The sequence below is a fragment of the Acetobacteroides hydrogenigenes genome (assembly GCF_004340205.1).
GTDB lineage: Bacteria > Bacteroidota > Bacteroidia > Bacteroidales > ZOR0009 > Acetobacteroides > Acetobacteroides hydrogenigenes.
In genome coordinates, this window is sequence record NZ_SLWB01000005.1 from 203,149 (window position 1) to 217,223 (window position 14,075).

Consider the following 14,075-nt stretch of genomic DNA (forward strand, 5'->3'; position numbering starts at 1 on the left):
CTTAAGGTTGCGCTTCCGGCGCGAAGATACTTAAATCTTGACCGCTATTCAAATACCTTATCTGCCGGAACAACCTCTACTTTGGTTCCGTCCTTAAGCTTACGCGATATGGCGCTAAATGGGGCAATTACCACCTCATCCTTTTTGGTTAGTCCGCTTAGGATTTGGATGTAGGTGTTATCCTGAATGCCCGTTTTTACCTTTACTCGTTTAACGCTTTTCTGTTTAGCGTTGTAAACGTAAACAACCTCTTCGCCTCCCGAGCGGTCGAGTACATCGTCCTCATCAATAGGTTTTACCTCTTCATCTTCCGATTGTTCCTCATTCTTTTTTGCTTTGGAGGCCTGAGCAATCTTTTTGGTAGTGTCGATGTAGTTGGTTACGGCCTGTATTGGTATGGTAAGCGCCTTGCTAATGCTGTTGGTTTGAATCTCAACCGATGCCGACATGCCTGGGCGGAATGGGCTTGCCATACCGGCCTTCATGATGCTCTTGTAGGAATCTTCGAGCAGCAGCACGCGCACTTCGAAGTTGATTACCTGATCGGTGCTGGTTGCCGACGATGTTGCCGTGTTGGCAATCTGAGTTACAATTCCCTTGAACTTATGGCCTAGGTAGGCATCTACCTCTACAAGTGCGGTATCGTTGAGCTTTACCTTTACGATATCGTTCTCGTTAACCTCGGCGTACACCTCCATCTGGTTGAGGTTGGCAATGCGCATTACCTCGGTACCCGCCATCTGCATGGTTCCAACAACGCGCTCTCCCAGCTCTACGTTTAGCTTCGAAACAATGCCATCCATAGGAGCGTAAACCGTAGTCTTCGATAGGCTCTCGTTGGTTTCCTTTAGAGCAGCCTGTGCGCTTTGAAAGTCGTACTGTGCTGCCTGTAGGTTGTTTTTCGACGAGTTGTAGGCCGCTTCGAAGGTTTCGTATTCGGCTTTCGATATCACCTTCTGTTCGAAGAGCGTTTTATTACGACGGTACGCCTGCTCGTCCTTTTGCAGCTGCACCTGAGCCTGGCTAATGCGCGTCTTGGCTGAGTTTAGCGCCGCAGTTGCCCTGTCGCGCTGCGAGATGTACATGTCGGGCTTCACCTTAAACAGCAAATCGCCACGTTTTACTCTTTGCCCTTCCTTTACGGGTAGCTCAACTATTTCGCCCGACACATCGGAGCTGATCTTTACCTCGGTAACGGGCTGTATTTTACCATTTGCCGAAACATACTCCACAATGCGACGATCGGCAGGCTTTTCGATGGCTACTTTTTGCAGCTCGTCTTTTCCAAACCATCCGGCCTTCTTTCCAACTATAAGAAAAATAATAAGGACAACGGCTCCGATGATGATGTATCTGGTAAGCTTCTTCTTTTTCATAGCTTATAGTTTAATAGGTACTCCTTTGTAAAAGTCTAGAATTTTTGTCTTAAAAATGAACTGGTACTTCGCCTGTAGCAGCTCCGACTCCGATTGCGACAGCTTATTCTTTGCCGTATTGTAGTCGAGCGAGTTGGCGGCTCCTACGTTGAATTTCTTGTCTATGCTACTAAACGATTCGGCAAGAGCTTCACGAGCTTTTTGCGTGGCAGCATACTTCTTTAGCGCTCCAACAGCATCGGCATGAGCCTGCGATATCTCCTTATAAAGCGTGTTCTTACGCTGCTGAAGATCGAGTTGGGCTAGCGTATGGCCAATACGGGCATTGCTAACCTCGTACTTGGTGCTAAACCTGTCGAAGATTGGGATGTTTAAGCTCAACCCGATACCGATGCTCTGGTTCTTATCGAGTTGGTCGCGTATTGCCTGTTTACCATAGATCATCGATCCATCGGGATTCAAGCCTTTTAGCTCCATTGCTTGGTTAAAATAGCTGGTTCCGTACTGTGCCGACAGCATCAGCGAAGGATAGTAGCCGCTCTTTGCCAACGCCACTCCCTTTTCGGCGCTGGCTACTTTTATCTCGGCCGACTTTATTTGGGGTAGGCTTTGCGATGTTTGGTAGAGTAGGCCGGGTGTGCTTAGGGCGTACTGCTCGTTTACGGTTAGCCTCGACGGATGCTCAACTTTAAATGCAGTGTCGGCTGGTAGCTCCAGCAGCTGCTTTAGGGTAAGATAGGCAATGTCGAGCTGGTTTTGAGCGTTAACCAACGAAACCTCCTCTTGGGCTTGCTGCGAACGAATCTCGAGCAGGTTGCTCTGCGATAGGTTGCCGGCATCAACCAGCTTTTGGGTACGATCGACCTGAAGGTGGGTTGTCTCCAGCTGGCGCTCGGATATGGAAACCAGTTCCTCGTTAAAGAGCACCTGAAGGTAGGCTGCTGCTATATTAAGCGAGATGTCGTTGCGGGTTCGCTCCACCTCTAGCAAATCCGACTGGAGATCGAGCTTGCTCTTTGCAATGGTAGACCTGATACTAAACCCGTTAAAGAGGTTCAGCTGGCTGCCTATCCCCAAGCTTCCGCTCCAGGCAGTCTTATCTACCGATGCAAAGTTGGAGTTGTCGCGCGATCGGCCAAAGCTTACGGTGTTGTTGCTACTGGCCGAGAGCGATGGGGTTTGGCTCCATTGCGCCTTCTTTACAGCATTCTGGCTAGAGGACACCCTAAGCTCCTGCTGCTTTATGGTAATGTTATTGCTGATGGCATACTGTATGCATCGTTCCAGCCCCCAGGGTTCTTGAGCAAGAGCTGCTGTCGAAGCCGAGAGTAGAAGGGCGAGCATGCCGACGGTTCGTAGGTTCATAGATATCTTTGATATAGTTTGGTTAAAGAGCATTCTTACGCAAGTTAGCTAAAAATAGAGATTGGTTTATCAATTCCCGTAAAATAAATCTGACCATGCGGGATGCTGTGCTGGAGAGTGACTTGCGTGGCTATTCTGAGTAGCCGAAGAGCCAAAATAACAGCCAGCACCTCTTCTGTTTAAATAGCGTGCTGGCTGTTTGCTTATGGTACGAAAAAATTTCTAGGATCGTTTTACAATGGCTACGATGCCATCCATTTTTAGAATGGTAACCAGCGTATCCTTTTCTATTGGCTTTCCATCGATGCTTACGGCCTCCCATTCGGTTCCCCGGTAGAAGATCTTGCCGCGTCCATTCTCCGGAATAGCGTGGAGTACGTTAACCCTATCGCCAACAAACTCGGTGTAGTCCATGCCTCCTTTGGCTTGCGAGAACTTTCGTCGGAGCAGCTTGCGGAGGAAGATGAGGAAGAGGATAGAGCTTACGCTGAAGGCTACAATTTGCCATGCGATGCTTGGCAGTACGCCCAAGTAGGTGAGCAGGGCTGTTAGCAGCGCGCCCATCGCAATAAAGAATGCGAAGAACGACAGGCTAAACATCTCTATCACCAGCATTATGAAGCCGATGATAAGCCAAAGCTGCGATTGACTAATTGCCTCCATCATTACTTAATAGGTGTTGGGTTGCCGGGTGCTTTGGCATCCTGCTGCTTGATAACGGCTAGCGCTCCCGATACAATAGAGGCCATGTCGCCGAAGTTAGCAGGAAGGATAAGCGTGTTGTTGGTCTTGGCCAGCTTGCCAAACTGCTCTACCAGCTGCTCGGCCACGCGGAGCTGAATGGCTTCGTATCCGCCCTCGTTCTTAATAGACGAGGCTACGGCCTTAATACCATCGGCTGTTGCTACGGCCACCGCACGGATTGCTTCGGCTTGACCTTCGGCGGTGTTGATTTGCTGAAGCTTTATACCCTCCGACTCGAGCACGACCTTTTGCTTTTGGCCTTCGGCAATGTTAATGGCCGACTGCTTTTCGCCTTCCGACTGTAGGATTCGGGCACGCTTTTCGCGCTCGGCCTGCATCTGCTTCTCCATGGCGTGAAGAACGGACTGAGGAGGGGTTATATTTTTGATCTCGTAGCGAAGCACCTTAACGCCCCAGTGCTGCGAAGCCTCGTCGATGGCCTCTACTACGGCGCGGTTGATGGTGGTGCGCTCCTCGAAGGTGCGGTCGAGCTCAATCTTACCCATCTCGCTACGCATGGTGGTTTGCGAGAGCTGCGTTACGGCAAACACGTAGTTGCTGATACCGTATGCGGCCTTTTGGGCATCGATAACCTGAAGGAATACCACGCCATCCACAATAACCTGTACGTTGTCGCGGGTGATGCACACCTGCTCGGGGATGTCGAAGGCCTGCTCCTTGAGGCTGTACTTGTAGGCTACCTTGTCGAAGAAGGGGATTACAAAGTTGATACCTGGCTTTAGCACTTCGTGGAACTTACCAAAGCGCTCGATGATGTAGGCCGATTGCTGTGGAACAACCTTCACCGTCATCAGAATTAGAAGTAGCGCAAACGCTACAAGGGCGATAAGCGCCCCAGAACCCATACCAATCATAGTTTTCTACATTAAAGAATAGTAAATAATAGAGCTTAACAGTGGCTAAATTTAGTATTTATGTTGATATGGAGAGCCTTTTTTGTTAAAATTCTTTGGGGCTATTCGTTTTCGGGCTCCAGAATGAGAAATCCTACGGTAGCGCCTACCAGGGCAACCAGCTCCTGCGGGCTTAGGTAGAGCTGTAGCCCGCGCTTCCCGGCGCTGATGTAGATTCGGTTGAAGGCGTTGCAGCTCTCGTGGATGTAGATGGCAAAGCGCTTTTTCATGCCTATGGGCGAGCAGGCTCCGCGGATATACCCCGTGATGGGCAGCAGCTCCTTCATCGGGATCATCTCGCAGCTTTTGTTGCCCGAAAGCTTGGCGGCCTTCTTCAGGTCGAGCTCTTCGGCTCCGGGGATGACGCAAACGAAGTACCCCGACCGATCGCCCTTTAGCACCAGCGTTTTGAAGACCTGCTCGACGGGCTCGTTGAGCTGTTGGGCAACGTGCACCGCGCTCAGATCGGCTTCGTCTACCTCGTAGGCTACCAGCTCGTAGCCAATTTTTGCCCTATCCAGCAGCCGTGCTGCGTTTGTTTTCTCCGTAGCCATGTTCCTTGCCAATTTTCGGCAAGTATAGCTGATATTTCCCAAATCCGGCATCGGCAAATGCGGTTTGCTCGCCCATAACAGGGCTGCTTGTTGCTAGGGGCTGCAAGGCAGCATTATATTGGAGATTTGTTGCCCATTTTGCTACCTTAGCAGCATACATTAACCCAAAAACCTACCCCTATGGATATCCTTAAGCTGGCCCACCGCCTTACTGGCGCCCACCACTACATCAGCAGCGCAACCACCGGCACCCCCGTAGAGTTTGCCGCCAAGCTCGGCATCGCCGAGAGCCACCTCTACCTGCTGATAGCCGTGCTGAAGCAGCTGGGTGGCCCCATTGCCTACTCGCGCAGCCGTAAGACCTACCTCTACACCCGCCCCATTGCCTTTAAGCTGGGGTACGAGGAGGTTAAGGAGCCCCAATAAGCTGTTCCGAGCAGCTTAGTAACCTGTCCCCAATAGGTTAGCAACCTGTTCCGAGCAGCTTATTACCTGTTCCAAATAGGTTAGTAACCTGTTTCGAACAGTTTATTACCTATTCCAAGCAGGTTAGTAACCTGTCCCCAATAGGTTAGCAACCTGTTCCGAGCAGCTTATTACCTGTTCCGAATAGGTTAGCAACCTGCTCCGAACAGGTTATTGCCATTCTTAGGCTACTTTTAATGCCTAATCGGTTAGAGATGAATAAGCGAGAAGGGGGTTGCCATCGTTCCCGAACCAGCCCGTGGGGCATAAAAAAATCCCACCTTACACCGTAAAGCAGGATTAGAAGGCATTCGGGAAGGATGCTACTTAGCTGCGGCCTTCCTACTTGGAGCACCGGGGAACTGCTGCTTCAGGTCGTCGTAGATCGCCGAAGCGCTGGGCACGCTACCTGCAGCAACTTTGATTGCCCGGTAGAAGCTCATGCAGGAGTTGTAGATGTCAGCTCCCAGAACAGCGTTGGTATCCTCCATGTTCTTAAGGATGCTGGACATCCTGTCGATACGAGGGTTAAGGGCAGTATGGGCCGTCATGTCGAGCCGGAGCTCATCCACATTTATGTACGTTGGAACTAGCGGTACATTGTTGTAGATGTAGCTTGCAGCCTTACCCACCCAAACCTCCATATCGTACTTCACCTTGCCATACTGAACGCGCTGCTCCGAGGTCAGGTTTACCGCCTTACCCTTGAGCACCGTTTCGAGTGCCGCCAAAGCATCGTCTATTGCTTTTAGCTCCGCCTCCGTAAACGTTACCGAGATTAGGTTGTCTAAAGCCATAGTGAAACTAGGTTTTAGGTTAATAATTTTGTTTCGTAGGGCACGTTTCCCCTACTTAATTTCGAATGTATAAAATATATTCCGAACATTTAGCTTAAACAGGTGATGTTTTAACAAAAAAGATGTAGGCTCTAGGAATAGTAGAGTGGGGTTTTGTAGGTTTGTGGAATCGGATAAAAAATAGAACTAACAATGAATGCCATTACACATTACAATCGAAAAGCCCTCGCAGCCCTACTCATTGCCTTATTCTGCATGGTGGGAGCTAGCGCATCAGCCCAGGTAAACAAGCAGCTGAGCAAGGCAGAGATGCAAACCGACATCGACCACTTCTTTAGCAGCCTTAAGCAGCACCACCCCAACCCCTACTTCTTCTGCTCTAAAGACTCGGTCGAACAAGAAAAGAACCGAATAGTAAATAACCTACCCGACTCGCTATCTACCTACGGCTTTGCCAAGCGGATCGGCACCCTCAACCACCTATTCGATGGGCATACCAATATTCTCCTCGACTTTACCTGGCAAGATAGATCCCGAGTATACATCCCTTCGATTTTTGAAATCGACAGCAGCTATGGCCTATACATCAAAGAGAAGTATGCGAACGCCAGAAGCAAGGTTATAAGCATAAACGGACATGATGCAGCATCCATCATGAGCCAATTCAAGAAGTACATGCTCAACGAGCAGATTAAATCATCGGTACGAAGCAACACCTTCCTCTTCAAGTATTGTCTTCCACTACTCGGCATAACCGAACCTTACACCATAGGGCTACTACACGATGGCAAGCAAGAACTCGTTAATATTTCCGAAAAGAGCGCATATACAAATACAGCTACTGGATATAGCTTAGACTTTTCATCCCTTTATAAAAGAGATACGACCGCAGACACCGTTAGGTCGGTAAATTACAAGATCGACAAAGCACGTTCTCTTGCCATCCTGTACTACAACAGCTGCGATATCGAGCAGGATAGCGTTATGCAGCAAAAGGTAAAGGCATTTTTCGAAACAATAGACTCCCTAAAAATTGAAAAACTAATCATTGATATTCGAAACAACACCGGCGGCTCTACCGACAGCAACGACTTCATAACCGACTACATTAAGCATGATTCATTTACGGTAAGGCAGTCTGCTGAACGAAGAATAAGCAAAGAATATAAGGAAAAGGTATCTTCTAAAGTAAACAGTTATAGGGATAAGGGCTTTTTTCATAGGATATTCTATAGGCAAAGGATGCCCAACGCCCTTGTGAAAATATACAATGGTAAGGTCGGAGACCTCTACAAGGTAAGCTACAAGGAAAGGGTAAATGCTAATTCTTCAGGGTACTCGGGAAAGATATTTATTGTTCAAGGGTACAACACCTTTTCGTCAGCGCTTGACTTTGCCTACTGGTTCAAGTTCGCTAAGCGAGGAACCCTTGTAGGCGATGAAACAGGAGAGCCTACCGACTGCTTTAGTGATGCATTGATTGATACGCTACCCAATAGTCAGCTAAACTTTATGGTAGCACAAGGGAGATTCAAATTTCCTTCAGGCAATATTGCATGCGGATTAAAGCCTGATAGATACGTCAAGATAGATTCCGATGGCATATTCCTAAGCGATAATGAAGTTGAAGAGATAATCAACCTAAAAAGATAACACAAACATGAAATTCACTCAAGCAGGCCTAACAGCATACATGCCATTACCCACTAACCCATAGCACCTATGAGAAGAATCGCACAGCTTATCGCATTGGTAGCGCTCTGCAGCAGCGCTACGGCACAAACCACCGTTAAGGGCGAGTACCTTGCAGCAAAGGGTAAGCCTACGCCAAAGTTTGCCTACCTGTTTACATCCGGCAATTCGAAGGGAATGCAGGCAAAGATTGAGAATGGAACGTTTGGCTTCGAGCTGCCTGCACAGCCGCAAAGCTCGTACTACTATACCTCCATTTTTATCTACTTCTCCAGCAAAGCACCCTTTGGGATGCCCGATAGGGTCAAGGAAAAACGCCACGATTTTGTGCTGGAAGAAGGGCCAATAAGCGTTACCTATAACAGCGCAAAGGACTACTTTATAGCAAGGGGAGGAGTGCTAAACGAGCATAAGAACAGGATAAATGCTATTGATAGCGTTAGGTTTCAGGAGTACAAAGCAAAAAAAGCCAACCCCGATGCCATCAACCAAAAGGCGGTTAAAGCCTACCTCAACCTCGTAAGGGAGTGCCCTACATCTCCAATATATCAAGGCTACATTTCGTTTGCGACAATGCTTTTACCAAAGGATACCGCATCGTACCGAGAGCTAAGCACGCTATACCAGAGCATGCCTGCCGACTTTAAGGAATCGGAAAGGGGAAAGCGTTTAGCCTCCGACATTGAACGAATAAAGCTGGTATATGAGAATACGGGTAAGGCAGTTGGGGCAAGCCTTGCCGATATGCAGCTAACCGGGCAGGATAAAGCCCCCTCCAAGCTATCGGCCAACGGAAGCAAGCTAATCCTCCTCGACTTTTGGGCAACCTGGTGCGGCCCCTGCAAAAAGGCACAGCCCAAGTTGGCCGAATTACAGAGTAAGTATGGAGCCAAGGGCCTTTCGGTTGTTGGAGTTTCAATGGATAAGAATATAACCGATTGGACCAGCTACCTAAAAGGTAAGCCACACTCCTACACCCAACTTTGGACCGATTGGGAAAAAGCCAAGAAGCACCCGCTGCTTACCCAAATACAGCATGTTCCTACCCTCGTGCTGGTAGATGCCCAAACCATGAGGGTTGTAAGGTGGGATGTAAAGGTAGATGACGTTGAAAAGGAGATTAAGCAACTGCTGTAGTAATCCTTAAAAGAGGAGGGGAAAAGAGCGAACCATAATCAGACCTAACAGGTTTTAAAAAACGGTTAGGTCTTACACAGCAGAAAAACTATTCTTTTTTATTCCTTACTCGTTTCTAAGAACCACGCAGATTTCATATTCAAAGAATGAATTATATCTTTGCCCATCAAACTATAAGAGATAATCGAGAATGAAGCTTACCATTGGCCAAAAAGCAGCCCTTATTGTTGTTGCCATCCTAATCGTCGACCAGCTTATTAAGGTATGGATTAAGACCCACATGATGCTAGGCGAGTCGTACACCATTTTTGGAGACTGGGCCTACATCCACTTTACCGAAAACTATGGGATGGCATTTGGTCTGGAGTTTTGGGGCAAGGTAGGTAAGATCATCCTTAGCCTATTCCGCATAGCCGCTGTTGTGGCCATCGGGTTCTACATGCGCCATCTTATTCGCGGCAACAAGGCAAGCAACGGTTCCATTATAGGTTTGGCGCTTATTATGGCCGGGGCGTTGGGCAACATTCTCGATAGCGCCTTCTACGGGCTAATCTTTAGCGATTCGTGGGGTCAGGTAGCGCAGCTGTTCCCAGATGGTGGCGGTTACGCCAGCTTCCTTCACGGGAAGGTGGTGGATATGTTCTACTTCCCGCTAATCGAGGGGCACTTCCCCAGCTGGGTTCCTGCATGGGGTGGTCAGGAGTTTATCTTTTTCCGTCCGGTGTTTAACTTTGCCGATGCCTCCATCTCTATCGGAGTAGTGTACATCCTGCTGTTCCAACGAAAGCTGTTTACCCAAGACTAGGGTATTCCAATATAATCTAAAAGCCTTCGAGGATTTGCCTCGGAGGCTTTTTCTTTTGTTCATACCCATTTGATAGCGCCCTACGGTATCATTCAAATCGCGAGGCTTACATCAATTGTACTTGATACCGCAAACCCGTTTTATTCAACCTTCGTGATTTCAAGGTGCTGTGAAGTTCCCCCATCCCACCCTTAGCATTTTAATCTTATTTAGAAATTTAGGAATCGATATTTACCCTACTTTTGAACAAATTTTATTTTTGTTCAAAAGTAGCGATGAAAGAGGACGCCGTAGCTATAAAAGATGACCAGCGCGAAGTCATAATAAGGGCAGCAACAGAGATGTTTGCCCAATACGGCTATAAAAAGGCAACGCTAGAGTCAATCGGCCAGTCGATAGGTAAGGTAAAGAGCTACGTTTACTACTACTTCAAGAACAAGGAGGACTTGTTCGAAGCGGTTATCGATAGAGAGGTAGAGCAGCTTCGCAGCAAGTTTCAGCAAATACTCACCTCCGATATGCCCGCCAGCAAAAAGCTGGAGGAGTACACCAAAAGGAGGATGTCGCTCATATTTCAGCTGGCCAACTACTTCAGCCTAATAAGCAATGGCGTACTAATCAACCCTTCGCTTACCGACAAGCTTCGCCGAAAGTACGACGAGAAGGAGGTAGAGCACATAAAGGAGATTCTGACCCAGGGGGTAGAGGCTGGAGAATTTCGCATTAAGGATGTAGATTTAGCATCGTTAGGCTTTTTTACTGTGCTCAAAGGGCTCGAAATACCGCTGTTTACCAGCAACGAAAGCCAAACAAACATCAACCATCGGATAGACGATTTGCTTTCAATAATTTTTAATGGAATACGATCAAAATAGAGGCACAACAATGAGGAAGACCGTAGTCTTTTTGATACTTACAGTAAGCGGGTGGGCAGCAATGGCCCAAACTTCAGCAACACCACTTACGCTGGAGCAATGCCGAAAGATGGCGTTGGAGCACAACAAAAACGTGCAAATATCGGAGATAAAGGTAGAATCGGCTGATGCGCTTAGCAAAGCCGCCAAGGCGCAATACTTTCCGAACATCAGCTTTACCGGAACCTATCTGCGCACCAATAACGAGCTACAGCTGCTAAGCGAAAATAAGCTTTTGCCCATTGGGGTTAAGTATGCCGATGGCTCGTTTGGTCCTGCAACGCCAACGTACAATGCATCTACAGGTAAAATAACCTCCGAGAGCCTGAACAACTCATGGACAAAGCTCCCCGACGGAACCATTGCTCCACTCGATAAGAACGGAACCCCATTTAATCCAAAAACCAACCCCGAAAAGTTGGAGTGGAAAAACTACGCCTACCTTCCTGCTGACCAAACAAGGGTAGAGCATAAGGACTTCTACCTTGGAGCCATTTCGTTGCTTCAACCCGTATACCTAGGAGGTAAGGTTCGTGAGGTTAACAGGATGGCTGGCTATGCAAAGCAAATTTCGGAGACAAAGAAGAAAATGGAGGATTCCGATGTGCTTTACGGAGTTGATGAGGCCTACTGGAGGGTTGTGTCGCTTCAAGAAAAGGTAAAGCTGGCACAGGACTACAACAACCTGGTTACGCGCCTCAATAGCGATGTTGAGGATATGTACAAGGAGGGCGTTATTACCCGAAACGACCTGCTAAAGGTAAAGGTTAAAGTAAACGAGGTAGAGCTCAACCTAACCAAAGCACAAAATGGGCTCGAGTTAGCGAAGATGGCGCTTTGCCAAGAGATTGGAATTCCGCTAGAGTCTGACATTACGCTTGCTGATCTGCCCAAGCCACAGCTGACAACCCTAAAGGATACCGGATATGCTAGCTATGCGCTCAACCATCGTAACGAGATTGCGGCACTTGATCTGGCTTCTAAGCTGGCCCAGTCGAACGTGAACCTTATGAAATCGCGCTTTATGCCCAACGTTGTTCTTACGGCAAGCTACATGGCTGCTAATCCAAATCCATACAAGGGATTTACTAACGATTTTGGATTAGACTGGAATGTTGGCGTAGTGGTTAATATCCCAATTTTCCATTGGGGCGAACGCCACCAAACGCTACGATCTGCCAAACTGGAACAAAAGGTTGCGACCCTAAAAACAGAAGAGGCAAAGGAAAAAATTACGCTACAGGTGAAGCAGGCCATGTTTAAGGTAAACGAGACCAATCGCCGCGTTGCCATGACCCAGAAAAACATTGAGCGTGCCGAAGAAAACCTAAAGGTAGCCAATGATGGTTTCAAGGAAGGGGTTCTTTCGGCTTCCGATGTACTAGAAGCACAAGCCCTTTGGCAAAGTTCGATATCCGAAAACATAGAGGCTCGTAACGAGGCCATGCTAAGCGAAACAAACTTAAAGAAAGTACTTGGCGAGCTGCGATAGCTGTTCCATGTGAATTTGAACCTGTTTCAAATTTTATCTACTCCCGATGGTATGTGGTGTACATCGGGAGTTTTTTTATTATTTCTGGTAGGGTAAAGCAAAAGTTAGTTGTATCACTACTCGAAAAGGGAATGATAAAAAGTTGAATTGGGCAGAACACTTTTGAAAAAAGGGTGTTTATGCTAAAGGGAATAAAAAGGGATTATAACAGAATCAATTGCCAAGAGTTCATCTGTACGGAGGAACCGATGTTCTCAATAAGAAGGCATTGTTAGTGGGTCTTATCAATAAGTTTTTTTAGTTTTTATGTTAACCTTACATACTAAAAGGCGAGAATGTTGACGAAACAGCGCTCGCCTTTGCTTTTTAAGGGATAAGAAAAACAAAGGGGGATCGTTGGATAACGTTCCCCCTTTTGCTATGTATTGTAGTTGCTACTCTATAGCAATTTTAGCGCTTGCTTAACCTCCTCTAGAGTTGGGTTAAAGTCGAATATGGCAGAAGGCTTTAGGTAGAATAGCTGATGCTCGCTTTTGTAGCGGTTCTCTCCTCCTCCGGTGATGTTCAGCATAATGGTAGCATTCTTATCAACTTCACCCCTTTTTACCTCGCTAATAAGCGATGCCACAGCTACCGATGCAGCAGGATGAATATCGATGCCTTCCAACTCTTCGAATAGAGCAGCTGCGGCTGCAGCTTCTTCGTTTGTAGCTACTAGAATATCTCCATTGGTATCCTTAAGAGCATCAAATAGGCCTCCTGTAATTGAGTATGGAGGTTTACGATTCGAGAGTACCTTTGCCGTAATGATCTCTACCTTTTGGCGAGCCTCATCATCCTCCATCGGAAGAAGCGCACGCGAATCAGCTTTCCATGCGTCAAACATTGGTGTGAATGGCGCATTCTGCGACACCATGAGCTTAGACTTTCCATTGCCAAAACGGCCATCAGTAATAAGGCGGAGGTTAGCTTCCCAAGCGGCAATTGCCCCTGTTCCACTTCCTACGGCCTGAAAGTAGTAGTCGGGAATCCTACCTATAAATGTTGCCGCCGAAAGCATTGTGGTTCCCATCCCATCGCGACGGGCAATATTCTTGGCACCACCCTCGGTGATATATCCTTCGAGCTGGCTTACTAGGTTGGAGAGATTTATTGCGTCAAAGTAGTCTGCCCCTTTTTTTGGACATATCAGCTTAACGCAATCGTTAAGGGGTGCATCAAACCAAAGGGCATCGAGGTTGTCTTCGGGAACGCAAAGAATAAGCGGAATACGGTTGTCGGAGCAAACCTTGGCAAAAGCACGAGCCGTATTTCCGGCAGATGCAACCACAAGCGTCTTTGACGACTCGGCAAGCCTTCCGCATACCGAGTATGCCTCCGTTTCCTTAAACGAGCAGGTGCGGTTGTAAGCGCCACGCTCAGGCCACCATCCCGTAAAAGTTACATACAGATTCGATAGGCCAAGCTCTTTTGCCAGCCCTTCGCTCTTGTAGGTAATTGGGGCCGATGAGCCAGCAAGAGTTCTTCCAATTGGTAGCCAGTCAGCAAATTTATAAATGCCCCAAGAGTCCGCCTTTACATTAAGCAGACTCTCCTTATAAATTGCTCTGACTAAGCTGGGCTTTTCCTCTCCCTGGGGATCGAGTATCCAACCGGAATCTTCAAATGTACATCCAGTTGCAACAGATTGTAGAACGTAGCTGGTTTTGCCTATCACCGTATTCATTTTTTTATTCCTCAAATGGATTCCAAAATTAGCATTTTTGGCTCTTGCTGAAAACGTCTAACTCCAAGAACACAGTTCAAAGGGTGTTTTTTTA

Annotated in this window: 13 protein-coding genes; 6 read left to right on the forward strand and 7 right to left on the reverse strand. The window is 47.6% G+C overall.

The features are described 5' to 3' along the window. Positions 1 to 44: 44 nt before the first annotated feature. From CLV25_RS07285 to ybaK, 5 genes are all read right to left on the reverse strand, one after another. Positions 45 to 1,376: an efflux RND transporter periplasmic adaptor subunit gene (locus CLV25_RS07285; RefSeq protein WP_131838978.1), complete on the reverse strand. Its 1,332-nt coding sequence runs from the start codon at positions 1,374 to 1,376 to the stop codon at positions 45 to 47. A gap of 3 nt (positions 1,377 to 1,379) precedes the next feature. Further along, positions 1,380 to 2,741: a TolC family protein gene (locus CLV25_RS07290; protein WP_165877023.1), complete on the reverse strand. Its 1,362-nt coding sequence runs from the start codon at positions 2,739 to 2,741 to the stop codon at positions 1,380 to 1,382. A 222-nt stretch (positions 2,742 to 2,963) separates the two neighbouring features. Continuing rightward, entirely contained in the window at positions 2,964 to 3,407 is a 444-nt protein-coding gene (locus tag CLV25_RS07295) for an NfeD family protein (protein ID WP_131838980.1), read from the reverse strand. Beyond that, positions 3,407 to 4,360: an SPFH domain-containing protein gene (locus CLV25_RS07300; protein WP_131838981.1), complete on the reverse strand. Its 954-nt coding sequence runs from the start codon at positions 4,358 to 4,360 to the stop codon at positions 3,407 to 3,409. Before CLV25_RS07300 ends, CLV25_RS07295 begins: the two co-directional genes overlap by 1 nt. 101 nt (positions 4,361 to 4,461) lie before the next feature. After that, positions 4,462 to 4,953, reverse strand: a complete 492-nt coding sequence (gene ybaK / locus CLV25_RS07305) for a Cys-tRNA(Pro) deacylase (protein ID WP_131838982.1) — start codon at positions 4,951 to 4,953, stop codon at positions 4,462 to 4,464. 180 nt (positions 4,954 to 5,133) lie between these two features. On the opposite strand from ybaK, the gene CLV25_RS07310 reads away from it, so the two are divergent. After that, positions 5,134 to 5,379 carry a hypothetical protein gene (locus CLV25_RS07310; RefSeq protein ID WP_131838983.1) on the forward strand — a complete coding sequence of 82 codons (246 nt, stop codon included), beginning with the start codon at positions 5,134 to 5,136 and terminating at the stop codon, positions 5,377 to 5,379. A 362-nt stretch (positions 5,380 to 5,741) separates the two neighbouring features. Here the strand turns inward: CLV25_RS07310 and CLV25_RS07315 are convergent, their stop codons facing one another. Then, positions 5,742 to 6,215 (reverse strand): hypothetical protein, encoded by a 474-nt coding sequence (locus CLV25_RS07315; RefSeq protein WP_131838984.1) that lies wholly within the window; start codon positions 6,213 to 6,215, stop codon positions 5,742 to 5,744. A 192-nt stretch (positions 6,216 to 6,407) separates the two neighbouring features. Here CLV25_RS07315 and CLV25_RS07320 point away from each other — a divergent pair, with 192 nt between their 5' ends. The 5 genes from CLV25_RS07320 (at position 6,408) to CLV25_RS07340 (ending at position 12,255) form a co-directional block, all read left to right on the forward strand. After that, positions 6,408 to 7,868, forward strand: coding sequence for a S41 family peptidase (locus tag CLV25_RS07320; RefSeq protein WP_131838985.1), 1,461 nt, complete (start codon positions 6,408 to 6,410; stop codon positions 7,866 to 7,868). 69 nt (positions 7,869 to 7,937) lie between these two features. Further along, entirely contained in the window at positions 7,938 to 9,044 is a 1,107-nt protein-coding gene (locus tag CLV25_RS07325) for a TlpA family protein disulfide reductase (protein WP_131838986.1), read from the forward strand. Between the two features lie 190 nt (positions 9,045 to 9,234). Next, a complete protein-coding gene (locus tag CLV25_RS07330; RefSeq protein WP_131838987.1) occupies positions 9,235 to 9,849 on the forward strand; it encodes a lipoprotein signal peptidase in 615 nt (204 codons plus the stop codon). 275 nt (positions 9,850 to 10,124) lie between these two features. Next, positions 10,125 to 10,724 carry a TetR/AcrR family transcriptional regulator gene (locus CLV25_RS07335; protein WP_131838988.1) on the forward strand — a complete coding sequence of 200 codons (600 nt, stop codon included), beginning with the start codon at positions 10,125 to 10,127 and terminating at the stop codon, positions 10,722 to 10,724. A 10-nt stretch (positions 10,725 to 10,734) separates the two neighbouring features. Next, positions 10,735 to 12,255 (forward strand): TolC family protein, encoded by a 1,521-nt coding sequence (locus tag CLV25_RS07340; RefSeq protein WP_165877024.1) that lies wholly within the window; start codon positions 10,735 to 10,737, stop codon positions 12,253 to 12,255. A gap of 439 nt (positions 12,256 to 12,694) precedes the next feature. Here the strand turns inward: CLV25_RS07340 and CLV25_RS07345 are convergent, their stop codons facing one another. Continuing rightward, entirely contained in the window at positions 12,695 to 13,981 is a 1,287-nt protein-coding gene (locus tag CLV25_RS07345; RefSeq protein WP_131838990.1) for a cysteate synthase, read from the reverse strand. Between the last annotated feature and the right edge of the window lie 94 nt (positions 13,982 to 14,075).

What these genes read in the sequence shown, in the direction of transcription:
- CLV25_RS07315 (WP_131838984.1), bottom strand. Translation starts at nt 6,215, where the DNA reads ATGGCTTTAGACAACCTAATCTCGGTAACGTTTACGGAGGCGGAGCTA.
- CLV25_RS07335 (WP_131838988.1), top strand. Translation starts at nt 10,125, where the DNA reads ATGAAAGAGGACGCCGTAGCTATAAAAGATGACCAGCGCGAAGTCATA.
- CLV25_RS07300 (WP_131838981.1), bottom strand. Translation starts at nt 4,360, where the DNA reads ATGATTGGTATGGGTTCTGGGGCGCTTATCGCCCTTGTAGCGTTTGCG.
- CLV25_RS07325 (WP_131838986.1), top strand. Translation starts at nt 7,938, where the DNA reads ATGAGAAGAATCGCACAGCTTATCGCATTGGTAGCGCTCTGCAGCAGC.
- CLV25_RS07330 (WP_131838987.1), top strand. Translation starts at nt 9,235, where the DNA reads ATGAAGCTTACCATTGGCCAAAAAGCAGCCCTTATTGTTGTTGCCATC.
- ybaK (WP_131838982.1), bottom strand. Translation starts at nt 4,953, where the DNA reads ATGGCTACGGAGAAAACAAACGCAGCACGGCTGCTGGATAGGGCAAAA.
- CLV25_RS07290 (WP_165877023.1), bottom strand. Translation starts at nt 2,741, where the DNA reads ATGAACCTACGAACCGTCGGCATGCTCGCCCTTCTACTCTCGGCTTCG.
- CLV25_RS07345 (WP_131838990.1), bottom strand. Translation starts at nt 13,981, where the DNA reads ATGAATACGGTGATAGGCAAAACCAGCTACGTTCTACAATCTGTTGCA.
- CLV25_RS07295 (WP_131838980.1), bottom strand. Translation starts at nt 3,407, where the DNA reads ATGATGGAGGCAATTAGTCAATCGCAGCTTTGGCTTATCATCGGCTTC.
- CLV25_RS07320 (WP_131838985.1), top strand. Translation starts at nt 6,408, where the DNA reads ATGAATGCCATTACACATTACAATCGAAAAGCCCTCGCAGCCCTACTC.
- CLV25_RS07310 (WP_131838983.1), top strand. Translation starts at nt 5,134, where the DNA reads ATGGATATCCTTAAGCTGGCCCACCGCCTTACTGGCGCCCACCACTAC.
- CLV25_RS07340 (WP_165877024.1), top strand. Translation starts at nt 10,735, where the DNA reads ATGAGGAAGACCGTAGTCTTTTTGATACTTACAGTAAGCGGGTGGGCA.
- CLV25_RS07285 (WP_131838978.1), bottom strand. Translation starts at nt 1,376, where the DNA reads ATGAAAAAGAAGAAGCTTACCAGATACATCATCATCGGAGCCGTTGTC.